The organism is Klebsiella sp. GB_Kp056, assembly GCF_040064755.1.
Lineage (GTDB): Bacteria > Pseudomonadota > Gammaproteobacteria > Enterobacterales > Enterobacteriaceae > Klebsiella > Klebsiella quasipneumoniae.
The window spans coordinates 94265-116669 of the sequence record NZ_JBEAJA010000057.1 but is presented as its reverse complement, the minus strand read 5'-3'; the positions used below and the strand labels follow the sequence as shown (position 1 = coordinate 116669).

Here is a 22405-nt window from a genome sequence, read left to right as displayed (position 1 = left end):
GCTCCTTAGTATCCGGCGGCGGCGCCGTTGCTGCGTGGATCGGTAGCCCCTTCAAGCAGGCCGTTGGGATGGCGGACAATGGCCCCGGCGTGGCCCATCGCCTCGCTGAAATCGGCCAGCACTTCCACCTCGTGCCCCAGCTCGCGCAGGCGAGCGATGCAGGCGGGGGCAAAGCGTCCCTCCAGCTTCAGTGAATCCGAGGACTGGCCCCAGGTGCGGCCCAGCAGCCAGCGCGGCCGGGAGATGCTCTCCTGCAGCGGCGCCCCCTGCAGGATATAGCGGGTAAACAGCGCCGCCTGGGTCTGCGGCTGACCGTCGCCGCCCATCGAGCCATAGACCATCACCCGGCCATCGTTCAGGCGCGCCGCGGCGGGGTTGAGGGTATGGAACGGCTGTTTGCCTGGCGCCAGCGCCAGAAGATGCTGCGGATCGAGGCTGAAGGCCGCCCCGCGGTTTTGCCAGACGATCCCGGTGTCCGGGATCACCACGCCGCTGCCAAACTCGTGATAGATGCTCTGAATGAATGACACCGCAAGGCCGCTGTTATCCACGACGCCCATCCAGACGGTATCGCCCGGACCTTTGCCGCCGCCCCAGGGCGAAGCGCTGGCGTCGTCGATGCTGTCGGCCAGCGGCTGCAGCGCCTCCGGAGTCAGCAGTTGCTGAACGTCGACATCCAGATGGCGCGGATCGGTGATATGCGCATCGCGCAGGGCAAACGCCCGCTTGGTGGCTTCGACGATGCGATGCACCGTTTGCGCCTCGTCGGCGTCGGCCATGTTCAGACGGTCAGTGATGCCAAGGATCGCCAGCGACACCAGCCCCTGCGTCGGCGGGGCGAGGTTCCACAGCGTGCCCTGCCGGTGCTGAAGGCTCAGCGGCGCCGGGCGCCGGGCGCGGTGGGCCTGCAGGTCGCCGAGGGTGACGGGCATCCCCAGCGCGGCCATCCCCTGGGCGAGACGTTCGGCCAGCGGGCCGCGATAGAAACTGTCGAGACCGTCGCTGGCCAGCATGCGCAGGGTACCGGCGAGGGCGGGCTGGCGAAAGCGGCTGCCGGGCCGCGGGGCCTCGCCCGATACCAGCCAGGTTTCGCTGAAGCCCGGCTGATGGCGCAGCTCTTCCAGTTTGCTGGCGGTGGCGTGGGCCTGCGAGGCGGTGACCGGAATGCCGTCTTCGGCATAACCGATAGCATCGGCCAGCAGGCGCACCACCGGCAGCGCGCGGCCGGTTAAGTCCCGTGAAATTCGCAGCGCCTCGTCCCAGCCGCTGACGGTGCCGGCGACGGTCAGCGCAGCCTGCGGCCCCCGGTGGGGGATATGCCGCTGACCGGCATAGGCCTCGAGGGTGGCCAGCGAGCCGGCCGCACCGCTGGCGTCAATGGCGATGGGATCCCCCTCGGGAGGCACGATCAGCCAGAAACCATCCCCGCCCAGGCCGTTCATGTGCGGATAGACGACGGCGATGGCCGCGGCGGCAGCCACCATCGCTTCAATGGCGCTGCCGCCCTCGCGCAGGATGGCCAGCGCGCTCTGGCTGGCGAGGTGGTGAGGAGCGACCGCCATGCCGTGGGTCGAAACGTTGCTACTGTGCATAAATTATCCTTTCTGAACGAATCACCCGCAGAACACTGCAAAAGCTGTTCCATCTCTGAACGTTTCGTTTCATTGATAAAAACAATGACCGGAATTTTCCCGCTGGCACGCTATGTGTAAGGCATAGCAGATACAGTATGATGAGGGATGGATGATGAAACGAAAGTTACAGGGGCGCTATGCAACAACTCGATGAACGACTGAAAGGGCAATATGCCTCGCTGTCGCCGCAGGAGCAGCGGGTGGCGGATTTCATCTTTGACCACTTTGATGACCTGATAAGCTACAACAGCGCCGAGCTGGCGCAGCTGAGCGGCGTGTCGAAAGCCACCGTCAGCCGGCTGTTCAAGCGCCTCGGCTATGACAAATATAAGGACATGCGCGATGAACTGCGCACCCTGCGCCAGAGCGGAATGCCGCTGACCGACCAGCGCGACGCGGTGCAGGGTAACACGCTGCTGGCGCGTCATTATAAGCAGGAGATGGCGAACCTCACCCAATGGGTCAATGCCCTTGACGCTCACCAGTTCGCCGAGGCGCTGACGGCGATGGTGGCCGCGCGCCGCATTGTGGTGATTGGCATGCGCAATGCCTATCCGGCGGCGCTACACCTGCGCCAGCAGCTGCTGCAGGCTCGCGGGCAGGTGCTGGTGCTGCCCCAGCCGGGGCAGAGCCTCAGCGAAGAGCTGGTCGACCTGACCGCCGATGACCTGGTGGTGATGATGGCGTTTCGCCGGCGGCCGCGGATCGTGCGCCCGCTGCTGCAGCAGCTGCAGCGCGACGGGGTGCCGGTTCTGTTAATGTGCGAGCCGCAGGCCCACAGCCTGTTCCCGCTCTCCCGCTGGCAGCTCTGCGCGCCGCTGGACAGCGTCTCGGCTTACGACAGCTATGCCTCGGTCAACAGTCTGATCAATCTGCTGGCCAATGCCTTTCTGCATGAAACGCTCGACAGCGGTCGTCCGCGGATCCACGATATCGCTACGCTTTATCAGCAACTGGACGAGCTGGAACAACGCTGATGGGGCGCCAGCGTGGTGCTGTGCATCAATATGGTGCATTTGATTCCGCGTTCTGGCGCCGTCGATTTTTACTCTTCTGCTCCTTACTCCCTGTCCGTTCTCACTTTTTGCCTTAATTCCTCGCCAACCCGCGCATCGACCGTATCTGGCACATTAGTTGCAAAAACAGATTCAAAGAATCTTTTGTTTCATGCTAACGTAACGGGTAAACATCATGAAGAAACTGTTGATCGCACTGGCCGGGGCCGCTTGTCTCCTTTCGTCTGTTTCCGCCGCTCAGGCTGACCAGCTCCAGGATATTGAAAAACGCGGCGTCATCCGCATTGCCGTACCCCAGGATTTCCCGCCGTTCGGCTCGGTGGGGACCGACCTGCAGCCGCAGGGGTATGACATCGACATGGCGCGCTATCTGGCGAAGTCGATGAAGCTCAAGCTGCAGCTGGTCCCGGTAACCAGCGCCAACCGCGTGCCGTATCTGCAGACGGATAAGGTGGACCTGGTGATCTCCAGCCTCGGCAAAAACGCTGAGCGTGAGAAAGTGATCGACTTCAGCCGCGCCTACGCGCCGTTCTTCCTCGGGGTGTTTGGCCCGAAAGGGGCGGAGCTGAAGGACGCGGCCGCGCTGAGCGGTAAAAGCGTCGGCGTGACCCGCGGGGCGGTGGAAGACATGGTGCTGACCAGCGTGGCGCCGCAGGCGGCGCAGATTAAGCGCTACGAGGACAATAACACCACCCTGTCGGCCTACCTGTCAGGTCAGGTGCAGTATGTCGCCACCGGGAACCTGGTGGTGGCGGCCATCGCCCGGCAGAACGCCGACAAAGCGCCGGTGCCGAGCTTTATGCTGAAGGACTCGCCGTGCTTTATCGGGCTGAAAAAGAACGAACCGGCGCTGAAGGCGAAAGTGGATACCCTCATCGAGCAGGGCATTAAGGACGGCACCCTCAACGGTCTGTCTGAGAAGTGGCTGAAAGCGCCGCTGCCTGCCAGCCTCGGCGCGTAAGGTCTGTGGATGACGGAGCAACTTCATTTTTCTGAGCTCTGGCCGCATTGGCCGGAGCTGCTGGCCGGCCTGTGGGTGACGGTGCAGCTGACGGTGCTGGCGACGATCGGCGGACTGGCGATCGGCATCCTCGGGGCGGCGATCCGCAGCGGCCGCCCGGGCATCCTCAGCCGGGTATGGGGCGGATATGTGGAAATCATTCGTAACACGCCGTTCGTGGTGCAGCTCTTTTTTATCGTCTTTGGTTTACCGAACCTGGGACTGAAAATGACCGCCGGCGAAGCGGCGCTGCTGGCGATGGTGGTGAACCTTGGGGCCTACAGCACCGAGATCGTGCGCGCCGGCATTCAGGTGACGCCGAAAGGCCAGTGGGAGGCCGGACGCGTGCTCGGACTCAGCCGGACGCAAACCTTCGTTCGCGTCGTGCTGCCCCCGGCGCTGCAGCGGATTTATCCGGCGCTGGTCAGCCAGTGCATCATCGTGATGCTCGGCTCGTCGGTGGTGTCGCAGGTCTCCTATGAGGAGTTGACCTTCGCCGCCAACCTGATCCAGTCGCGGACATTTTTGAGCTTTGAGGTCTATCTGGTGACCACCGGGATCTACTTAGCGTTATCGATAGCGATGCGTCAGCTGCTGATGGCGGCGGGGCGTAAATGGCTGGGAGTGCAGGCATGATGACCACCTTTACCGACTGGGACATTATCCGCAACCTGCTGCTGGCCGGTCGCTGGACGGTGCTGCTGTCTCTGGTCGCGTTCACCGGCGGGGCGCTGGTGACCTTACCGTTGCTGCTGCTGCGCCTGACCGGCGGACGGCAGGTGAAACGACTGATCCGCGGCTACGTCGAACTGTTTCAGGGGACGCCGCTGCTGATGCAGCTGTTTCTGGCATTTTTCGGCGTGGCGCTGTTCGGTATCGACGTCTCGGCATGGACCGCGGCGTCGGTGGCCCTGACGCTCTATACCAGCGCCTTTCTGCTGGATATCTGGTTCGGCAGCATTCGCGCGCTGCCGAAAGGCCAGTGGGAAGCCTCGCGCTGTCTCGGGCTGAGCTTCGGCCAGACCCTGTACCGGGTGGTGGCGCCGCAGGCGCTGCGGATCGCCATCGCGCCGACGGTGGGGTTCGCCGTACAGGTGATCAAAGGCACAGCGCTGGCCTCGATTATTGGCTTTGTGGAGCTGACCAAGGCGGGAACCATGCTGACCAACGTCACTTACCAGCCGTTTAAAGTGTTTGCCCTGGTGGCGCTGGGCTATTTCATTCTGTGCTATCCGCTGTCCCGCTACAGCCGTTATCTGGAGAACAAATTCAATGCCTCTCATCACCATTAATCAGATGCAGAAGTACTACGGCGACAACCATGTGCTGAAGGGCGTCGATCTGGATATCGACATGGGGGAAGTGATCTCGATCATCGGCCGCAGCGGCTCGGGCAAAAGCACTCTGCTGCGCTGCATCAATGGCCTGGAGGGGTACCAGGAGGGGAGCATCAAGCTGGGGGGCATGACCATCACCGACCGCGATTCCCAGGCCCGGGAGATCAGCCGTTCCATCGGCATGGTGTTCCAGAACTTCAATCTCTTTCCGCACATGACGGCGCTGGAGAACGTCATGTTGGCCCCGCGGCGGGTGCTGAAGAAGTCCCAGGCCGAATGCCGCGAGCTGGCGCAGCGGATGCTGGAGAAGGTCGGGCTCGGCGACCGTCTGGATTATTACCCGGCCAACCTCTCCGGCGGCCAGCAGCAGCGCGTGGCCATCGCCCGGGCGCTGGCCATGTCGCCAAAGGTTTTACTTTGTGACGAAATCACCTCGGCGCTCGACCCGGAACTGGTGGGCGAAGTGCTGAAGGTGCTGGAGCAGCTGGCGGCGGAAGGCATGACGCTGATTCTCGTCACCCATGAAATGAATTTTGCCCGCGAAGTGGGCGACCGCGTGGTGTTTATGCATCAGGGGCGCGTCTGGGAGCAGGGTGACAGCAAAACGCTGTTCGCCAGTCCGCAGACAACCGAACTGAAACAGTTTATCTCCTCGGTGCGCGGTCTTAACTAACGTAAGGAATGGCAGATGGATATCACTCAGTTTTCGCAAATTAACCCGCCGCAGCGCCTGCTGATGGGTCCGGGGCCGATCAACGCCGACCCGCGCGTGCTGCGCGCCATGGCGAGCCAGCTGGTGGGTCAGTACGATCCGGCGATGACCCACTATATGAATGAAGTGATGGCGCTCTACCGCGGCGTGTTTCGCACCGAAAACCGCTGGACGATGCTGGTGGACGGTACCTCCCGCGCTGGTATCGAAGCGATCCTGGTGTCGGCGATCCGTCCGGGCGACAAGGTGCTGGTGCCAGTGTTCGGCCGGTTTGGCCACCTGCTGTGCGAGATTGCGCGCCGTTGCCGGGCAGAGGTACACACCATCGAGGTGCCGTGGGGGGAAGTCTTTACCCCGGACCAGGTTGAGGACGCGATCAAGCGCGTGCGCCCGCGCCTGCTGCTTACCGTGCAGGGCGATACCTCGACCACCATGCTGCAGCCGCTGGCGGAGCTGGGGGAGATTTGTCGTCGCCACGACGTGCTGTTCTATACTGACGCCACCGCGTCGCTCGGCGGCAACCCGCTGGAAACCGACGCCTGGCAGCTGGACGCGGTGTCCGCCGGGATGCAGAAGTGCCTGGGCGGCCCCTCCGGCACCTCGCCCATTACCCTCAGCCCGCGGATGGAAGAGGCGATCCGCCGCCGCCGCTGCATTGAGCAGGGGATCCGCACCGACGCCCACCACGATGGCGTCGACGAGATGATCTACTCCAACTATTTCGATCTCGGGATGGTGATGGATTACTGGGGGCCGGAGCGCCTTAACCACCACACCGAAGCGACCTCGGCGCTGTTCGCCGCCCGGGAGTGCGCGCGCCTGATCCTTCAGGAGGGACTCGACAACGGCATCGCTCGCCACAAGCTGCACGGCGATGCGCTGCTGAAAGGGATCCAGGCGATGGGTCTCGAGACCTTTGGCGACCTGCGGCACAAAATGAATAACGTGCTGGGGGTGGTGATCCCCAACGGGATCAACGGCGACCAGGTGCGTAAGCTGATGCTGGAAGATTTCGGCATTGAGATTGGCACCTCGTTCGGCCCGCTGCACGGTAAAGTCTGGCGCATTGGCACCATGGGCTATAACGCGCGTAAAGACTGCGTGATGCAGACCCTCAGTGCGCTGGAGGCGGTGCTGAACTACCTCAAGTTCACCACCACTCAGGGCGCGGCGATGCAGGCGGCCTGGGATCACTACCGCACCGAGGGCAACCTATGAGTGATACCGTCCGCCAGCAGGCGGAGAGAGAGGCGGCCGCCAGCCGGGTAATGGCGCGGGCCGACCAGCTGGCCGCCCTCAGCGAAACCGCCGACGCCCTGACCCGGGTCTATCTGTCGCCGGAGCATCTGCAGGCCAACCAGCTGGTGGGTCAGTGGATGCAGGCCGCCGGTATGATGGTGTGGCAGGACAGCGTCGGCAACATCTGCGGTCGCTATGAAGGCGTGCAGGAGGGCGCGCCGGCGGTGCTGCTGGGCTCTCATCTTGACACCGTGCGCAACGCCGGGCGCTACGACGGCATGCTCGGCGTGCTGACGGCGATTGAGGTGGTGCAGCGTCTGCACCAGCAAGGGCGACGGCTGGCAAAGGCTATCGAGATCGTCGGTTTTGGCGATGAAGAGGGCACCCGCTTCGGCATCACCCTGCTTGGCAGCCGCGGCGTCACCGGCACCTGGCCCGAAAGCTGGCTGTCGCAGTGCGATGCCGACGGGGTGAGCGTCGCCCAGGCGCTGGTGAATGCCGGGCTCGATCCCGCGCGGATCGCCCATGCCGCCCGCCGCCCGCAGGATATCGCCGCCTATCTGGAACTGCATATCGAGCAGGGGCCGTGCCTGGAGCAGGCGGGTCTGGCGCTTGGCGTAGTGGAGGCGATTAACGGCGCCCGCCGCCTGAACTGCCGCTTTACCGGCGAAGCCGGCCATGCCGGCACGGTGCCGATGCTCCATCGTAAGGACGCGCTCGCCGCGGCGGCGGAATGGATGGTGCAGGTGGAAAGCCTGACCCGACAGCGCGGCGGCAATCTGGTGGCGACGGTCGGCACCCTGCGCTGTGCGCCGGGCGCGGTGAACGTGATACCGGGCGAGGTGCAGCTGACGCTGGATATTCGCGGCCCGCAGGATGCGCCGCTGGCGGCGCTGCTGGAGGAGCTGCAGGCGGAGGCGCAGGCCATTGCCGGGCGCCGCCAGCTGAGCTTCAGCGCCGAGGAGTATTATCGCATCGCCGCCACCGCCTGCGACAGCCAGCTGCAGGCGGTGCTGAGCGAGGCGGTGGTGGCAGTGCAGGGGCGGTCGCTGACGCTGCCGAGCGGCGCAGGGCATGACGCCATCGCCATCGCCGAGCGCTGGCCATCGGCCATGCTGTTTGTGCGCTGCCTGGGGGGCGTCAGCCATCACCCGGCGGAATCGGTCACCACCGCCGACGTCGGGCTGGCCATCGACGCGTTCTCCCGGGCGGTAGAGCAGGTGGCCGACGCCTGATCGCGCCGGTTGCCGTACCCCGGCTGGCGGCGTTACACCGCCAGCCGGTTGACCACCTCGGCGACGGAGGTGATGGCATGGATATTGCCGATCCCCGCCCCGAGCGAGATATACCCCTCATCAGTATTCCCCTCCAGCATGCCCAGCCGCATTCCGCGCAGACCGCCCATCGCCTGAGCCAGCTCGGCCTTTGAGGCGCCGGCCCGGTCCAGGGCCACCAGTTTGTCGCTCAGTTTGCCGGGCAGAGCGCGGTAGTAGTCCGGCAGGGTGCGGAACAGCCGCAGATCCAGGCCGTTGGCGGCGACAATTTTCGCTTTCACCGAGTCGGGAACCCGGCTTTCGACGGTGCTGATGAATACCGAACCGGCGAAGACGCCTTCCGCGCCGAGGGCGTGAGCGGCATGCGCCCCTCGGGCATCGGTTATCCCCCCCGCGGCCATTACCGGAACCCGCTGTACCGCGTCAACAATCAGCGGGACGATGGTGAAGGTCCCCAGCGCGGTGCCCGGCAGCGTGCCGCCTTCGTCAAAGCCGGTGGCGACGATAATGTCCGCTCCGGCCTGCTCCGCGCGGCGGCTGTTCTCAGGCGTCGGGTTAATATCGCGGTAGATAATGGTGATCCCGGCGGCTTTCAGTTCGTCAAATAGCGCCGGTTTTAACGAACCGTCGCCGTAGCCGGTGTAGACCACCACCTTAACGCCTTCCGTTTTGATCACCGGCAGGATCGCCGGCGTCCAGATGTCGTTTTCCGCCGTCGGGATCAGATTGACGCCAAAGGGCTTCTCGGTCAGCTGTTTGGTTTTGCGGATCTCTTCGCGCATTTTCTCAGCCGTCGCTTCCGGCGTGGAGACGGCGGTTGCCGCCGTCAGCCCGGCGTTCGGGCCCAGTACCCCGAGACCACCGGCGTTGCCGACGGCCGCCACCAGACGCGCATCGGTCAGCCAGGAAAGCGGCCCCTGGACCACCGGTTTTTCAATACCCAGAATGCGGGCAACGCGGTTAGATTGCATGATACTTTTCCTTTTATGTTAACAAGTTATCATTTTTTTTCGCCCCAACGATGCGGCAATGAGAGCAGTGTAGGCGCCTTTATTGTTTTAAAAAATGAGCGAAAACTTTCAGCACTATTATTAATTTAGTAATAATTACGGCAGGCGATGAGATAGGGGACGGGCCGTTATGCAGATGAATCTGTTTGAAAATATTAAAATCTTTATTGAAATCGTCGACGCCGGCAGCTTTTCCCAGGCGGCGGAAAATTTGCAGATCCACCGCCCGGCGGTGACCAAAGCGCTGCAGCAGCTGGAGCGGGAGAGCGGGGTCAGGCTGCTGCAGCGTACCACCCGGCGCCTGTATCTCACGCCGGAGGGAGAAGAGTTTTATCGCCGCAGTAAACCGCTGCTCTCCCAGGCCGACGATCTGCTGGAGTCGTTCGCGCCGGACCGGCCGATACGCGGCCAGCTACGCGTCGATATGCCGATCGCTTTTGCACGGCTGCTGGTGATCCCGCATCTGGCGGATTTTTATCAGGCCCATCCGGAGGTGGAAATTGTCCTCAGCAGCTCCGATGTGCGCCGGGATATGCTGCGCGATGGCCTGGATTGCCTGCTGCGGGTGGGTGAACTGGAGGATGGCGACTATGTGGCGCGCTCGCTGGGGGAGGTGGCGTTAACCACCTGCGCCAGTCCGGAATATCTGGCGCGCTATGGGGCGCCCGCCACGCTGGAGGACCTGCAGTCGCACCTGGCGGTGAACTGGGTGAACAGCAGCAGCCGGCAGATTATGCCCTGGCGATTCCAGACCCCGGAGGGCGTCCGGCAGATCGCCATTCCCGGCAAGCTGGTGCTGGACAACTCGGAAGTCTTTACCGCCGCCGGACTGGCGGGGCTGGGGATGCTGCAGGGAATGCGCTTCTTTTTACAGCCCTACATCGACAGCGGCCAGCTGGTAGAAATTCTGCCGGACTTCCCGGCGCCGCGTCGGCCGCTGTCGCTGCTCTATCCGCACCGGCATCTTTCGCACAAGGTGCGGGTCTTTGCCGACTGGCTGCAGGGGCTGGTGGCGACCCTGGCGCGGACGCCGCCGGCTTGACTCTGCTGGCTGAGCGTTTATATATAAAATGTGAATGCTATTAAGGCAATAAATCACAAGGCTGGATAATGACTCAACCTGTAAGGGAATGCTGATGAAACTCTGGAATAAAACACTGCTCGCTTCCGCACTGTGCCTGACCCTGTTTGGCTGCGACGATGCGTCGAAAGTAGATAACAAACTGGATAAGGCGAAAGATAATGCGGAGCAGATGAAGGATGCCGCGGCGGACAAAGCCCAGGCGATTAAGCAGGATGCGGATAAGCAAATTGATACGCTGAAAAGCCAGGCCGACGCCGAGGCCGACCGTCTGAAGGATCAGGCCAGCGCGATCAAGGCGGAGGCGGACAAGAAAGCGGATGCCATCGCCGAGCAGGCGAAAGCCCAGGCCGATGCGGTGAAGCAGAACGCAAAGCAGGAAAGTGACCGCATCGTCAAAGAGGCGGGTCAGATCAAAGACAACGCCATCGGCGATGCCAATCAGCTTTCGGCGGAAGCGGCGAGCAAAACCAAAGCCATTCAGGACAGTATCGCGAAGGATAAACAGAACGCTACGCCACCGGCCGCCCAGCAGTAACTCGCGGTGTTTGCCTGGCCAGCCGCCGCCCGTAATAAACAGAGCGTGGAGCCTGATATCGCGCCCGGCGGCGCTGCGCTTGCGCGGGCCTGCAAGCGGGGCGAGTTGGCTGCGCAATGATCGGGTATTGTAGGCCGGGCAAGGCGTTGCCGCCGCCCGGCACATAGGACGGCAATAACATCCTGCTCAGGGGTATCTTACGATACCCCTTTTTGATGCCCGTTCCGGGTTCAGCGGTTTGGAAGCAGGGTGCCTTTCAGGCCGTGCGGCTCGGAGCGCAGATATTGCGAAGGTACGCGAACCTGGGCGCCGAGGCTGGCCGCGGCGTGCCATGGCCAGTGCGGATCGTAGAGCACCGCGCGGGCGAGGGCGATCAGGTCAGCATCGCCATTCTCCAGCGCCGCTTCCGCCTGCTGCGGGTCGGTGATCAGCCCCACGCCAATTACCGGGATGGCTACCTGCTCGCGAATGTCGCGGGCGAAAGGCAACTGATACCCCGGCCCGACGGTGATTGCCTGCTGCGGCGACAATCCGCCGCTGGAGACATGGATATAGTCGCTGCCCAGCGCTTCCAGCTGCTGACTGAACTGAATGGATTGCTCGCCGTCCCAGCCGCCTTCGACCCAGTCGGTAGCCGACAACCTGACGCCCACCGCCATGGCGTTGCCCACAGCCTCGCGGATTGCCTTAAACACTTCCAGCGGATAGCGCATGCGGTTTTCCAGCGAACCGCCATACTCGTCCCGGCGCTGATTGCTGAGCGGCGAGAGAAACTGGTGCAGCAGATAGCCGTGGGCGGCGTGCAGCTCAATCAGCTCAAAGCCCAGGCGTTGGGCGCGCAATGCGCTGGCGACAAAGGCCGCTTTGATGCGCGCCAGATCGGCATGGCTCAGCTCGGCCGGGGCGCGATCGCCGTCGTGAAACGCCACCGCGGAGGGGGCGACGGTCTGCCAGCCGCCCTGGTTGAGCGCCAGCTGATGGCCACCCTGCCAGGGGGCCGCGCAGGAGGCCTTGCGCCCGGCATGCCCCAGCTGGATCCCCAGAGGGATCGGTGACCAGGCCCGGATATCCTCCACCACGGCGCGCAGGGCGTTTTCGGTTTCATCATCCCACAGCCCCAGATCCCCCGGCGAGATACGTCCCGCCGGCTCTACCGCCGTGGCTTCCAGAATTAACAGGCCGGCGCCGGAGAACGCCAGCTGCCCGAGATGGATCCGGTGCCAGGACGTCGCCTTCCCCTCGTCGGCAGAGTACTGACACATGGGGGCGATAACGATACGGTTATCCAGCGTCAACTGACCAATACGCGTCGCGCTAAAAAGATGACTCATGAGTACCTCGTAAATGTTAGACGTGGTCTTGCTCGGGGGCGAACAGCCACTGTTTATAGCACGCCAGCCAGCCCCCCTTTATTCGGATATTGCGTTTAAACGTCCCGCTAGTCGATAAACCAGAGACGGCGCCGCCGGCCGGTTGCCTGCTGTGACACCGCGCGGGCCATTGCGCTGCCAATCTCGGCGCTGGCCGTCAGCCCCTGGACAAAGGGGCGATCGTGCATCAGCCAGGGAAGGGCGCCGAAGGCGACCCGGCCGCGCACTGCCTCCGGCGCCTGCAGCGTGTAGTCATCACCAACGTCCGGAATAGCGTCGCCGCAGGCCAGCAGCTGCTGGCGCAGTGAAGGAAAGGGCAGATCCCGGGTTTTCAGCGCTTTCTGTCCGCGGGCATCGATAAAGACATCGAATTCACAGCGCTGCTGATGATGGACAATTAGCGTCCGGTCAGACTCGCGCTGCAGATCGTAATCCTCACCCAGCGCCACAATTCGCAGAATGCCCGCCCGGTGCAGGGCCAGCAGGCGGCGAATGGACTCCGGCGGGATCGCGGCGTAGTTATCAATAAACACGCGGGCGAGCCCCTGGCGGAAGCGACGGCTGTCCTCGTCGTTGAGCTGCGGCACCACGGTTTCAATCGCCTCGTGCAGGCGGAGAATGGCATAGCGCCAGGGCACCGTGTGGCGCTCGCGCTTATTGCGCTCCACCTCCTGCAGATTGCGCTGCGCCCACTGGAAGGGGTCATGGGTAAGACGGTCGGCAAACCAGGCGTCGGCGATGCTGTCAGGCGTCAGCTGGCGCAGCCCCATCGCCTGGCACCAGGCCGGGGCGGCATATTCCAGCTCCTGGACGATCAGCTGAAACACCCGCTCCAGCAGGCCGTCGCTGCCCTGAGCGACGGCCGCCTCAAGGGCGGCAGAGGTGGCGATCTCCAGCGGCTCCCACGGGATTGGGCAGTAGAAATCGGCCTCCGGCAGCACGCCGTTGCGTGACATCAGCGTGATCTCCAGCGCTTCGCTGCCGGGATGCAGGGAAAAATGGGTCGTTTTGTCGTGTTCAGTATGGAAAATGCCGTGGCGGGCCACAACCGCCACGGCGGCATCAATCGCGCTTAAGGAGGTCCCGAGGATCCCGACCCGACAGGGGGCGATGCGGGCCTCCATCAGGCCGGTCCACGGACTGGGGAAGTATTGCCGGCTGGCGCGTTCTTCTTCAGGCCACAAATGGCCGGTGGCTATCACCACCAGATCGACGATAACCGGCTGCGCCGCGCTGTCGGTGTGGATGGCGATCCCGACGGGCTGCACCGCAATATCCGTGACCTCACAGGACTCGCAAACGTTCACCACGAAGCCGGCGTCTCTGGCCCGTTGGACAAGATACAGAAAGCGGTCGCGGTAGTACTCGCCGAGGATCACCCGCGGCAGAAACTGGCGCTCATGCAGCGCGTGCCGTTCAAGACCGCGCGCCGCCAGCCAGTCATCGCTCTGCTGCTGCAGCCATTGCAGATAGGTCAGGTCGATAGGGGGGATCTCAATGCTGGCGATGTTGGCCAGCATCTGCGCCGCGGTATTATCGTCGCTGTAGGGCATACCGACCCCGGCCTGCGCCTCTTTTTCAAACAGCGCGATCGATAGCGGCTCACCGCGCTTCACCAGTTCATACAAGGTGTAAATCCCCGTCGGCCCGGCGCCGACGATGGCGATTCTCTTCATGATTCTCTCCCTTCCTGTGGGTGGATACGGCATCGGGGCAGTGCACTGAAGCCAGCCTGCCCTTAATTCTGGTCGAAAATTAGCGAACCGGTGGGCCGTCGCACGCAATTTGAAACAAATTAGCGTGCTAATAAACTTGCCGACGGCCGGAAAAGGGGTGTAATTAACAAAAGAGCAACTTTCTATACAAACAATTTACACAAGCGGTGACACCAGCCTGCTCTGCCGGACGCCGCGCAAGCTCCCGGCAACGCCGTCGGGATAGGGATGACAAGATGCACGGCTGGACTTCACGACAGCGCAATGCGGCGATCGCCAGTTTTTTAAGCTGGACGCTCGATGCTTTCGACTTTTTCCTGTTGGTTTTTTTACTGAGCGATATCGCCCACTCCTTTCACGTCGACCTCGAAGAGGTCACCCTGGCGATTCTGCTGACCCTGGCCGTGCGGCCCGTCGGCGCATTGATCTTCGGCAGGGCGGCGGAAAAGTTTGGCCGCAAACCGATCCTGATGCTCAATATCGTTTTCTTTTCCGCCTTTGAGCTGCTCTCCGCCGCGGCGCCGTCGTTGATGCTGTTTTTTCTGCTGCGGGTGCTGTACGGCGTGGCGATGGGCGGGATCTGGGGCGTGGCTTCGTCGCTGGCGATGGAGACGATCCCTGACCGCTCGCGCGGCCTGATGTCCGGTCTGTTCCAGGCGGGGTATCCCTTCGGCTATCTGCTGGCGGCCGTGGCCTACGGGCTGCTGTTTGCACAGCTCGGCTGGCGCGGGATGTTTGTCATTGGCGCCGCCCCGGTGCTGCTGTTGCCGTTTATCTATTTCTGCGTCGAGGAGTCCCCGGTCTGGCTGGCGGCCCGGCAGAGTAAAGCGAGCACGGCTCTGCTGCCGGTGCTGCGTAGCCACTGGAAGCTGTGCCTGTATCTGGTGGTGCTGATGGCGGCCTTTAACTTCTTCTCCCATGGGACGCAGGATCTCTACCCGGTATTTTTGAAAGTCCAGCACGGGTTTGCGCCGGAAACGGTCAGCATTATCGCGGTGTGCTACAACATCGCCTCAATCATCGGCGGGGTGTTCTTCGGCTTACTGTCGGAGAAGATTGGCCGGCGCAAAGCGATTATGATCGCCGCTCTGCTGGCGCTGCCGGTGATCCCGCTGTGGGCTTTCGCCAGCGGCTCGCTGGCGCTGGGGGCCGGGGCGTTTCTGATGCAGTTTATGGTGCAGGGCGCCTGGGGGGTGATCCCGACCTGGCTCAACGAACTGGTCCCGGCCAACACCCGGGCGGTGCTGCCCGGTTTCGTCTATCAGCTGGGGAATCTGCTGGCCTCGGTGAATGCCACCCTGCAGGCCTCCATTGCGCAGCACCACGGGCATAACTACGGCCTGGCGATGGCCCTGGTGGCCGGGACGGTGGCGATCGTCATTACCATTCTCACCTTCTTTGGCCGCGAGGGCCGGGTGGCGCAACCTGCCGGAGCGGCGCGTCACCAGCCGCTCTCTACCAGCCGTTAAGGGCTGACGCCGGGCGTAATCAGGCGCCCGGCAGACACGCTAACCGCGCAGGCGAACCGTCGCCGCCTGGCGTTTTTCCAGCGAGCAGATGCCAATCCCCAGCATAATGAACAGCGCGCTGAACAGGTGCCAGGCATGGGGCTGGGTATGCAGGAAGAGGATGCTTAACACGCCACCCGAGAGGGGGATGATGTGGGTGTAAATCTCCCCCCGCGTGGCGCCGATGGTGGCGATCCCTTTATTCCAGAACAGATAGGCCAGCCATGACGGAAAAATCACCAGATAAGCCAGCCCGCTGAGGAAAAACGGCTCGCGCCAGGCATCCCAGTCCTGCGCCGGGTGGCGCATCAGCCAGAAGGCGACGATCGGCAGCAGGAGCAGGGCGCCGAGCAGCGAGCTGACGGCGACAAAGCCATTCGCCGGGATCCGGCGGTCCTTCAGACGTAACAGCGAACAATAGAGCGCCCAGCTCAGCGCCGACCCCATCGCCCACAGATCGCCGACGGAAAAGGTATGCAGCGAGGCGGCATGCAGCGGGTTGCCCTGGAATAAGAGGATCATCACGCCGAGGGTGCTGAAGACCACCCCCAGCCAGTTGCGGGCCGATACCGGGTCGCGAAAAATCAGCCGGTTAATCAGCAGCACCATGCTCGGCGTGGCGGACATATAGATGGCGGCGTTGAGGGCGGAGGTGGTTTGCAGACCGATATAGAGCGTGAGCGGGAAACTGACCTGACCGCAGAGGGTGAGCACCAGCACCGCCGGGGCGTTTTCCCGCAGCAGGTGACGACTGCCGGCAATCTGCCGGCGGTAGAGCAGGCCCAGCAGCAGCGCCGTTAACGCCCACCGCGCTTCGGTCATCAGGATCGGATCCACGCCCTGAACCAGCACGTGACCGACAACGTAATTCCCACCCCAGAACAGGGCGGCCAGCGTCAGTAACAGATAGGGCATCGTGATTCCTTGTGTCATTTGTCACTGTACTGAATGGTAACGTTATTATTTTTATAATATCAACACTATTTTAGTGGCTTTTGTTCTGTTTATTTAAAATTGTTAATAAACAGAGCATTAACAATGTGGTTGAAATTTACGTTGCCGCATTGTGAGCGGTACTATAACGTATAGTCGCCATGCATTTCACAGGGATAAATTCATGCGTAATACCGACAATGGGGTCATTGGTAGTGACCAAACCGCGGTGATAGCCAGGCTGGCGCTGGATGAGTTAATTGACCAGCTTCTGCACAGCAACGCGCTGTCGCTGAAGCTGACGGCCAATCCGCTGGTCGCCGACAGAGCCTGGCATCTGACGGAGAATACCTGCATCCGCGCCTTCTCCGCTGACGATCCGCAGGCCAAAAAGCGCGCGCACCATGCGCTGTTCATCCTTTATCAGTCCTGGCTTGCCGACCCGCTCTCGCCGGCGGCTGCCAATCAGTTTCATCCGCTGCTCTCCGGGATCCGAAATTACATTGAGTCTGAGTGGCTGCGGGCGGAAAGCAAACGTTTCCACCGCCAGAGGCCGGTGCTCAATGCCGGCAATATCGTCGACGAACTGCGCGCCTTATGCCAGCAGCACCCGGCGTCTCATCATCCGCTGTTCGATTTCCTTGCCAGCGAGGCCTCCGCGGCGCAAATCGACTATTTCTTCAAAAGCGACAGCGCGCTGAATCTGCTTTTCTTCGATCTGGTGGCGATGGGGCTGGTGGGCTCGTTGCCGGAAACCCGCGCCGAAATTGCGCAAAATCTGTGGGATGAGATAGGCCAGGGCAGCACTGAGATCACCCACGTTAATCTGTATAAGGATTTACTGAAGCGGCGGAATATCGCCTTACCCGACAATCATTTTGCCCATCTTTATGAGTGGCAGGGGCTGGCCGGGTATAACGCCTTTATGCTCGGCGGCGTAAATCGTCAGCATTACTACAAATCGCTGGGGGTGATGGCGATGACCGAACTGCTCGACCCGCCGCAGTATGAAAAACTGGTGGCGGGCTGTCGGCGGATTGGGCTTAGCGATCGCGACGTGCATTACTATGCCGAACACATCACGGTCGATATCGGCCATGCGGACGGTTGGCTGAACAATGTGATTGTGCCGATTGGCAAAAAACATCCGGCGGCGATGGAGGAGGTCTACTTTGGCGCCGCGCTGCGCCTGCAAACCTGCAACGATTACTATGATGGTCTGCTGGCGGCGCTGCAGTCGCTGGACGGCAGCATGAGCTCACAGCGTACCGCCTTCTGAGTAGATCAGCGCTTTGGCCGCGCTCCAGGCGGTCGTCCCCGGCGGGATCTCCCGGCATTCGGCTGACTCGGCCTGCTGGGCGGCGATGGCGCCATCGATGAGCATCACCATCATCATGGCGACCCGTTCGGCAGGCTCTGGTTTTAATACCCGAGTCAGAATATCGCGGAAGAACTGCCACAGGCGCGATTTGAACCGGGAGCACTGCTCCCGGATCGCCGGCGATGACGCGCCATATTCGAACAGCGCGCGGGTAAACATGCAGCCGTGGAAGGTTTCGCAGGTCAACCAGCACTGATAGTAGTCGAACACGGCGAACAGCTTCTCCCGCGCGGTGGCTTTATCCGCGGTGATCTGCGTCAGATCCTGCATAAACTCGCTCTCTTTCTGCCGGAGGATAGCCAGAATGAGCGCCTCTTTATCGGCATAGTAGCGGTAGAAGGTCATTTTGGAGATGCCGGCATGCTCAGCAATCCGCTCGATGCTGGGCGACTGATATCCTTCGCGATTAAACAGCGCGCTGGCGTGGCGGAGAATGTCCGCTTGTTTTGGCTTCATGCGTTTTCCTGTCGAATGGTTCGCTGTCATGACTGCCGGTGACCCGGTCGTCCTGCGACAGCGGTGCATTATGCCGGATCTTGCCGCCAGGCGGGCAAAAAGTAAATCAGCCGCGGTTTATGCGGCGTCGGTTCCCTCAATAAAACAAGATTGCGTAGACATGCACAAGTCACCATACTTGTCTGCGATAAATCGCTTTGCATAAGTACGGAGGAGTCGCGTTAATAATCAGTATTCTGGCCAAGAAATACCCTCTTTCATAGCCAGCGATTGACTCAGGGCTTGCTCATGAAGAGCGACGACAACACCTGGAAAAATAAATAATTAACAAGGAATGGTTATGTACTACAAGAATGAAATTGTCCGTTATTTACAGGCTAACAATATTCTTGCGTTAAAACTCGAACATGCCGTAGCGGGTGCAGAAAAGGCCGTAGCAAATCAAATTGAAACCATAGGCGCAGGTGCAAAGCGTGCGCTTTATTATTCGTCCTGTTTTACCGATGAGTACCAAGATGTGTGCCTGCAACAAAAAACCGAAGACATACGATTTAAAAACGGTGTGATTTATCTCCTTAAACATGGAAATATTGCATACGATATGCTCAAACTATATTTTGAAAAAATATTCAAAGACAAAACTTCAGAGGAACTGGAGCGTATAAAGCGAATACTTATGGCTGTTAACATTCATATTGCAGCAAGCTCACTGACCAACGCTGGATTTGCTTTGGCAACAGCCTCATTTGTCGCTACAGGTATAAACCTCAATCTTGAACTTAGTGCATTGGCTGGACGCCGGGCAGGGGGAGTGGTAGGCGCTATCGGAATATATGGTATTGTGCAGAAAGCAGCAGAGAGTGCGCATCGTCTTTGCGTTTCCGAACCTGCGTATTATTCGGTACTTTACGCACATGAGCTGGAAATGATGTACTTTCTGATAGAACCATTGTTTCTAAAATCTGAGGCGTTTACAGTACAACAGGCATCGAATGAGGGTATTGCAGACATCATTACCAGGATGATCCGATAGCTATGATGAATCTTATTAAAAGATTGCTGCGAAGAATATTCAGATCGTTAATTTCATATTATGGCCCTGCTGTATTGACAATCCTCTTCGCCATGGCACAAGGGCTCTTTTTTCCAGAGACGCCTCTCTGGCTTGTTCCCCTGTTTTTCGTATTTGTAATTGTAATGTTTTATCGATTTGTAAAATTTTGACATTGAAAACTTAACTTTATATTAAATTTATAAGGAAATAATATGTCTACACCCGCACATTTATGGCTGGAAGATGAAAATGGTTCCCCAATTCTCGGCAGTTGTTTGATGCCACTGCGCCTGGGTTCTATCGAGTTAAAATCCTTTTCTCATGGGGTAACTATTCCGGTAGATCCAAACTGGGGAAAACTAACCGGTACGCGGATCCACCAACCTGTAACGATCGTAAAGGAGTTCGATCAAACAACACCGCTCTTGTACAGAGCCGTCTGCGAAGGCCGAACCATGAAGAAGGCGACAATCAAGATGTACCGCATTCTGGAAACAGGTATCGAAGCCGAATATTTCAATATCATTCTGGAAAACGTCAAATTTACCACGGTTGCACCATTTCTTTCTCCGGGTGGGATGAGTAGTACCCATCTCGAAACACTCGAATTGCGTTATGAGGCGATCACCTGGAAGTATACCGAAGGGAATATTATCTATCGTGACTCATGGAATGATCGGTGTTGCGCCTGAACTCCCAGCTGACCGATTACGAGGAGATCTTCGCCTACGGTGATACGCCGGAAGATTTCGCCATGCTGGCGCTGGCCACCACTAAAATCTATCGCTGGGATGAGGCTCCGCCATGAGGCTAGCAGCGTCAGGCTGCGCAGGTTAAGATGGCGCGCTATTGCCCCTCTCACCAGGAAGAAGAGAAGAGATGTTGCTACCCCTGACCACGCCCCGGCTGCTACTGCGCCGGTTCAGAACGGAAGATCTGCCGTCTTTCAGCCGCTATCGCAACCTGCCGGAAGTGGCCCGCTTTCAGAGCTGGAGCCATTACGGTATGGCAGAGGCGACTGCCTTCTATGAACAACAGCGTTCCCTGGTCTTTGCTGAGGATGAGAGTTGGTTCCAGCTTGCCGTAGAGATCCAGGCCAACGGTGCGCTGGCGGGAGATGTGGGGATCCACTTTTTCGATCAGGGCAGACAGGCCGAGCTGGGGATGACCTTTTCCCCGGCGTATCAGCATCAGGGGTATGCCCGGGAAGCCATACAGGCGGTGATAGCCTTACTCTTTGAACCGTTGGCCCATCACCGGCTGATCGCGGTGGTAGACACCCGCAATACCGCCGCGATCAAACTCCTGGAAGGGCTGGGCTTTCGTCGCGAGGCGCATTACAGGCAGAATATCTTTTTTAAAGGCCAGTGGGGCGATGAGTATCTGTACGCGCTGCTGCGCAGCGAATATCAGTGAAGTGACGGCCTGGCCGTCACTTCTGCCAGGGTTGTCGTTAGCTATGCTGGCGGATAAAGCGCGCGCGCCACGGTTTTAGCACCCACAGCGCGAGGGCGGCGGTGACAAAATCCAGGCCAATGGCGCAGCTGAAAACCACATGCCAGCCGTGGGTGTACTGATAGAGCAACGCCGCCAGCGGGCCGCCGAAGATTGACCCGATGCCCTGAGAAATATACAGCCAGCCATAGTTGCTGGCGGCATGTTCGCTGCCGAAGGTATCGGTGAGCGTCGACGGGAAGAGGGAGAAGATTTCCCCCCAGCCAAAGAACACCACCCCGGAAAGCAGGACAAACAGCAGCGGATCTTCCCGGCACGCCAGCCAGAGCGTCATCGCCACCCCCTCCAGCGCAAAGGCGATAAACATGGTTTGCTCGCGGCCGAAGCGGTCGGAAATAAAACCAAACAGCGGCCGGGTTAAACCGTTGGTGAAGCGGTCTATCGTTAACGCCAGCGGCAGGGCCGCCATGCCAAACACCACAGCCTGGCTAATGCCGAAGTCCTCGGCGAACACCGCCATCTGCGAAGTGACCATCAGCCCGGAAGTCGACATCATCGCCATCATGGCAAACATCAGCCAGAACAGCGGTTGGCGCAGCATTTCCCGGGAGGTAAACGATCTGCTGCTCTGCGCCACCGTCTGGCTGACGGGCAAAGAGACAGCAGGCGGCGGCAGCTTCAATCCCTGACTGGCGAGGAAGCCGACGAGCGCGAAGAGGACCCCGAAGGTCGTCATCGTGTGTTCAAGGCCGTTGGTGGTCAGCGACAGGGAGATGGGGAAGGTGGTTATGATGGCCCCCATCCCGTAGCCCGCCGCCACCGCGCCGGCGGCGAACCCCCGCTGCCGCGGAAACCATTTGACCATCAGGCCGACAACGCCGATGTAGACGATCCCGGTTCCAAGGCCGCCCATGCAGCCATAAACCAGCCACAGCGTCGCCAGGCCATTTACCTGTGCGGAAAGCACCCAGCTCATTCCCGCCATCACCGTGCCGATAGCGATTAGCCGCCGTGGGCCAAATTTCTCCACTAACCGCCCCTGAAAGGGCGAAAAGAAGGTCTGGAGGATGATCAGCAGCGAGAAGGTGACCTGCAGCTCGGGCAGACCGACGCCCAGCTTTGCGGCCAGGGGTTTCGTCAGCAGCGTCCAGACATATTGCGGACTGGAGATGGCGGCCATACAGATCAGGCCCAGCACCAGCTGGCGCCATTTGCCATATTTCGGGGTAACCAACGGTTCGCTGAGTGTCGTCATGTTGTTCTCCGTTTTCAGTTAACAGGTTTCCGTGAAACGCATCCGCCCTGGAGGCTTCACGGAGAGAAGAAGGCGTTGGCGTCGCGACCGCAGGTGGCTATGGGTTGTCGCCTCCTGGCCTGAGATCTTGTCAACATCGCTGTATACAACCGCAGAGCATTAAACGTGCCAGTTAAAATAGTGCTTTATATACAGACAGTTAACATGGAAGTGTGGGAGGGGATGAGATTCAGTATGGTGAACAGGCGGCACTGAGTCGGTGCAAATGGGTCATCGCTGTGCGCTTCACTTATTGACTGGCTCAAGGCCGATGGTAGGTCCAATGGAAAAAGAGGCATGGCATTCAGGCGGGGGACAGGCACCCACCTGTTTATCCTCTTACTGATCGCTGATTATATTCACGCTATAGATACAGGGGGCGCTAACCTGGTCGGTGC

22 protein-coding genes and 1 pseudogene are annotated in these 22405 nt (G+C 60.4%); 16 read left to right on the top strand and 7 right to left on the bottom strand.

Features of this window, described 5'->3' with window-relative positions:
* Positions 1-5 precede the first annotated feature (5 nt).
* On the bottom strand, positions 6-1592 hold the full coding sequence (gene hpxW, locus ABLV52_RS19170; protein ID WP_348890800.1) for an oxamate amidohydrolase: 1587 nt from the start codon (positions 1590-1592) through the stop codon (positions 6-8).
* Between the two features lie 179 nt (positions 1593-1771).
* On the opposite strand from hpxW, the gene hpxU reads away from it, so the two are divergent.
* From hpxU to hpxK, 7 genes are all read left to right on the top strand, one after another.
* Entirely contained in the window at positions 1772-2611 is an 840-nt protein-coding gene (gene hpxU, locus ABLV52_RS19165) for a MurR/RpiR family transcriptional regulator HpxU (protein WP_023289756.1), read from the top strand.
* A gap of 214 nt (positions 2612-2825) precedes the next feature.
* Positions 2826-3611 carry a transporter substrate-binding domain-containing protein gene (locus tag ABLV52_RS19160; RefSeq protein ID WP_023289755.1) on the top strand — a complete coding sequence of 262 codons (786 nt, stop codon included), beginning with the start codon at positions 2826-2828 and terminating at the stop codon, positions 3609-3611.
* A gap of 9 nt (positions 3612-3620) precedes the next feature.
* Positions 3621-4286, top strand: coding sequence for an amino acid ABC transporter permease (locus tag ABLV52_RS19155; RefSeq protein WP_023289754.1), 666 nt, complete (start codon positions 3621-3623; stop codon positions 4284-4286).
* A complete protein-coding gene (locus ABLV52_RS19150; RefSeq protein ID WP_002905295.1) occupies positions 4286-4942 on the top strand; it encodes an amino acid ABC transporter permease in 657 nt (218 codons plus the stop codon). The genes ABLV52_RS19155 and ABLV52_RS19150 overlap by 1 nt, the downstream gene beginning before the upstream one ends.
* Positions 4923-5660 (top strand): amino acid ABC transporter ATP-binding protein, encoded by a 738-nt coding sequence (locus ABLV52_RS19145; protein ID WP_002905293.1) that lies wholly within the window; start codon positions 4923-4925, stop codon positions 5658-5660. The genes ABLV52_RS19150 and ABLV52_RS19145 overlap by 20 nt, the downstream gene beginning before the upstream one ends.
* Before the next feature lie 15 nt (positions 5661-5675).
* On the top strand, positions 5676-6917 hold the full coding sequence (locus ABLV52_RS19140; protein WP_153678582.1) for an alanine--glyoxylate aminotransferase family protein: 1242 nt from the start codon (positions 5676-5678) through the stop codon (positions 6915-6917).
* Entirely contained in the window at positions 6914-8173 is a 1260-nt protein-coding gene (gene hpxK / locus ABLV52_RS19135; protein WP_348890798.1) for an allantoate amidohydrolase, read from the top strand. The genes ABLV52_RS19140 and hpxK overlap by 4 nt, the downstream gene beginning before the upstream one ends.
* Positions 8174-8205: 32 nt before the next feature.
* On the opposite strand, the gene ABLV52_RS19130 is transcribed toward hpxK, so the two are convergent.
* Positions 8206-9183, bottom strand: a complete 978-nt coding sequence (locus tag ABLV52_RS19130) for a nitronate monooxygenase (protein ID WP_348890797.1) — start codon at positions 9181-9183, stop codon at positions 8206-8208.
* A 175-nt stretch (positions 9184-9358) separates the two neighbouring features.
* Here ABLV52_RS19130 and ABLV52_RS19125 point away from each other — a divergent pair, with 175 nt between their 5' ends.
* Positions 9359-10264 (top strand): LysR family transcriptional regulator, encoded by a 906-nt coding sequence (locus ABLV52_RS19125; protein ID WP_348890830.1) that lies wholly within the window; start codon positions 9359-9361, stop codon positions 10262-10264.
* Positions 10265-10352: 88 nt separating this feature from the next.
* Positions 10353-10841: a hypothetical protein gene (locus ABLV52_RS19120; RefSeq protein WP_032452914.1), complete on the top strand. Its 489-nt coding sequence runs from the start codon at positions 10353-10355 to the stop codon at positions 10839-10841.
* Positions 10842-11071: 230 nt separating this feature from the next.
* On the opposite strand, the gene ABLV52_RS19115 is transcribed toward ABLV52_RS19120, so the two are convergent.
* Positions 11072-12172 (bottom strand): NADH:flavin oxidoreductase/NADH oxidase, encoded by a 1101-nt coding sequence (locus ABLV52_RS19115; protein ID WP_023289748.1) that lies wholly within the window; start codon positions 12170-12172, stop codon positions 11072-11074.
* A gap of 107 nt (positions 12173-12279) precedes the next feature.
* A complete protein-coding gene (locus ABLV52_RS19110; protein WP_348890795.1) occupies positions 12280-13887 on the bottom strand; it encodes an FAD-NAD(P)-binding protein in 1608 nt (535 codons plus the stop codon).
* Positions 13888-14162: 275 nt separating this feature from the next.
* Between ABLV52_RS19110 and ABLV52_RS19105 the strand changes: the two genes are divergently transcribed.
* Positions 14163-15395, top strand: a complete 1233-nt coding sequence (locus tag ABLV52_RS19105) for an MFS transporter (protein ID WP_348890794.1) — start codon at positions 14163-14165, stop codon at positions 15393-15395.
* A gap of 39 nt (positions 15396-15434) precedes the next feature.
* Here the strand turns inward: ABLV52_RS19105 and ABLV52_RS19100 are convergent, their stop codons facing one another.
* Positions 15435-16349, bottom strand: a complete 915-nt coding sequence (locus tag ABLV52_RS19100; RefSeq protein ID WP_023289745.1) for a DMT family transporter — start codon at positions 16347-16349, stop codon at positions 15435-15437.
* Between the two features lie 202 nt (positions 16350-16551).
* On the opposite strand from ABLV52_RS19100, the pseudogene ABLV52_RS19095 reads away from it, so the two are divergent.
* Positions 16552-17650 (top strand): annotated as a pseudogene (locus tag ABLV52_RS19095) (iron-containing redox enzyme family protein).
* Here ABLV52_RS19095 and ABLV52_RS19090 read toward each other — a convergent pair.
* Positions 17626-18204: a TetR/AcrR family transcriptional regulator gene (locus tag ABLV52_RS19090; protein WP_023289743.1), complete on the bottom strand. Its 579-nt coding sequence runs from the start codon at positions 18202-18204 to the stop codon at positions 17626-17628. The pseudogene ABLV52_RS19095 and the gene ABLV52_RS19090 sit on opposite strands and share 25 nt — an antisense overlap.
* Positions 18205-18544: 340 nt before the next feature.
* On the opposite strand from ABLV52_RS19090, the gene ABLV52_RS19085 reads away from it, so the two are divergent.
* The 5 genes from ABLV52_RS19085 (at position 18545) to ABLV52_RS19065 (ending at position 20674) form a co-directional block, all read left to right on the top strand.
* Positions 18545-19237, top strand: a complete 693-nt coding sequence (locus ABLV52_RS19085; RefSeq protein ID WP_012968190.1) for a hypothetical protein — start codon at positions 18545-18547, stop codon at positions 19235-19237.
* Positions 19238-19239: 2 nt separating this feature from the next.
* Positions 19240-19428 (top strand): hypothetical protein, encoded by a 189-nt coding sequence (locus ABLV52_RS19080; RefSeq protein WP_032411087.1) that lies wholly within the window; start codon positions 19240-19242, stop codon positions 19426-19428.
* Positions 19429-19470: 42 nt separating this feature from the next.
* Positions 19471-19950: a type VI secretion system tube protein TssD gene (gene tssD, locus ABLV52_RS19075; protein WP_032418948.1), complete on the top strand. Its 480-nt coding sequence runs from the start codon at positions 19471-19473 to the stop codon at positions 19948-19950.
* A complete protein-coding gene (locus tag ABLV52_RS19070) occupies positions 19938-20066 on the top strand; it encodes a hypothetical protein (RefSeq protein ID WP_012968192.1) in 129 nt (42 codons plus the stop codon). Before tssD ends, ABLV52_RS19070 begins: the two co-directional genes overlap by 13 nt.
* A 71-nt stretch (positions 20067-20137) precedes the next feature.
* On the top strand, positions 20138-20674 hold the full coding sequence (locus tag ABLV52_RS19065) for a GNAT family protein (RefSeq protein WP_348890793.1): 537 nt from the start codon (positions 20138-20140) through the stop codon (positions 20672-20674).
* Between the two features lie 37 nt (positions 20675-20711).
* Here the strand turns inward: ABLV52_RS19065 and oxlT are convergent, their stop codons facing one another.
* Positions 20712-21968 carry an oxalate/formate MFS antiporter gene (oxlT, locus tag ABLV52_RS19060; protein ID WP_050534108.1) on the bottom strand — a complete coding sequence of 419 codons (1257 nt, stop codon included), beginning with the start codon at positions 21966-21968 and terminating at the stop codon, positions 20712-20714.
* Positions 21969-22405 lie beyond the last annotated feature (437 nt).

Coding starts and splice junctions, on each gene's coding strand:
- hpxW (WP_348890800.1), bottom strand. CDS start 1,592: ATGCACAGTAGCAACGTTTCGACCCACGGCATGGCGGTCGCTCCTCAC.
- hpxU (WP_023289756.1), top strand. CDS start 1,772: ATGCAACAACTCGATGAACGACTGAAAGGGCAATATGCCTCGCTGTCG.
- ABLV52_RS19160 (WP_023289755.1), top strand. CDS start 2,826: ATGAAGAAACTGTTGATCGCACTGGCCGGGGCCGCTTGTCTCCTTTCG.
- ABLV52_RS19155 (WP_023289754.1), top strand. CDS start 3,621: ATGACGGAGCAACTTCATTTTTCTGAGCTCTGGCCGCATTGGCCGGAG.
- ABLV52_RS19150 (WP_002905295.1), top strand. CDS start 4,286: ATGACCACCTTTACCGACTGGGACATTATCCGCAACCTGCTGCTGGCC.
- ABLV52_RS19145 (WP_002905293.1), top strand. CDS start 4,923: ATGCCTCTCATCACCATTAATCAGATGCAGAAGTACTACGGCGACAAC.
- ABLV52_RS19140 (WP_153678582.1), top strand. CDS start 5,676: ATGGATATCACTCAGTTTTCGCAAATTAACCCGCCGCAGCGCCTGCTG.
- hpxK (WP_348890798.1), top strand. CDS start 6,914: ATGAGTGATACCGTCCGCCAGCAGGCGGAGAGAGAGGCGGCCGCCAGC.
- ABLV52_RS19130 (WP_348890797.1), bottom strand. CDS start 9,183: ATGCAATCTAACCGCGTTGCCCGCATTCTGGGTATTGAAAAACCGGTG.
- ABLV52_RS19125 (WP_348890830.1), top strand. CDS start 9,359: ATGAATCTGTTTGAAAATATTAAAATCTTTATTGAAATCGTCGACGCC.
- ABLV52_RS19120 (WP_032452914.1), top strand. CDS start 10,353: ATGCTGATGAAACTCTGGAATAAAACACTGCTCGCTTCCGCACTGTGC.
- ABLV52_RS19115 (WP_023289748.1), bottom strand. CDS start 12,172: ATGAGTCATCTTTTTAGCGCGACGCGTATTGGTCAGTTGACGCTGGAT.
- ABLV52_RS19110 (WP_348890795.1), bottom strand. CDS start 13,887: ATGAAGAGAATCGCCATCGTCGGCGCCGGGCCGACGGGGATTTACACC.
- ABLV52_RS19105 (WP_348890794.1), top strand. CDS start 14,163: ATGCACGGCTGGACTTCACGACAGCGCAATGCGGCGATCGCCAGTTTT.
- ABLV52_RS19100 (WP_023289745.1), bottom strand. CDS start 16,349: ATGCCCTATCTGTTACTGACGCTGGCCGCCCTGTTCTGGGGTGGGAAT.
- ABLV52_RS19090 (WP_023289743.1), bottom strand. CDS start 18,204: ATGAAGCCAAAACAAGCGGACATTCTCCGCCACGCCAGCGCGCTGTTT.
- ABLV52_RS19085 (WP_012968190.1), top strand. CDS start 18,545: ATGTACTACAAGAATGAAATTGTCCGTTATTTACAGGCTAACAATATT.
- ABLV52_RS19080 (WP_032411087.1), top strand. CDS start 19,240: ATGATGAATCTTATTAAAAGATTGCTGCGAAGAATATTCAGATCGTTA.
- tssD (WP_032418948.1), top strand. CDS start 19,471: ATGTCTACACCCGCACATTTATGGCTGGAAGATGAAAATGGTTCCCCA.
- ABLV52_RS19065 (WP_348890793.1), top strand. CDS start 20,138: ATGTTGCTACCCCTGACCACGCCCCGGCTGCTACTGCGCCGGTTCAGA.
- oxlT (WP_050534108.1), bottom strand. CDS start 21,968: ATGACGACACTCAGCGAACCGTTGGTTACCCCGAAATATGGCAAATGG.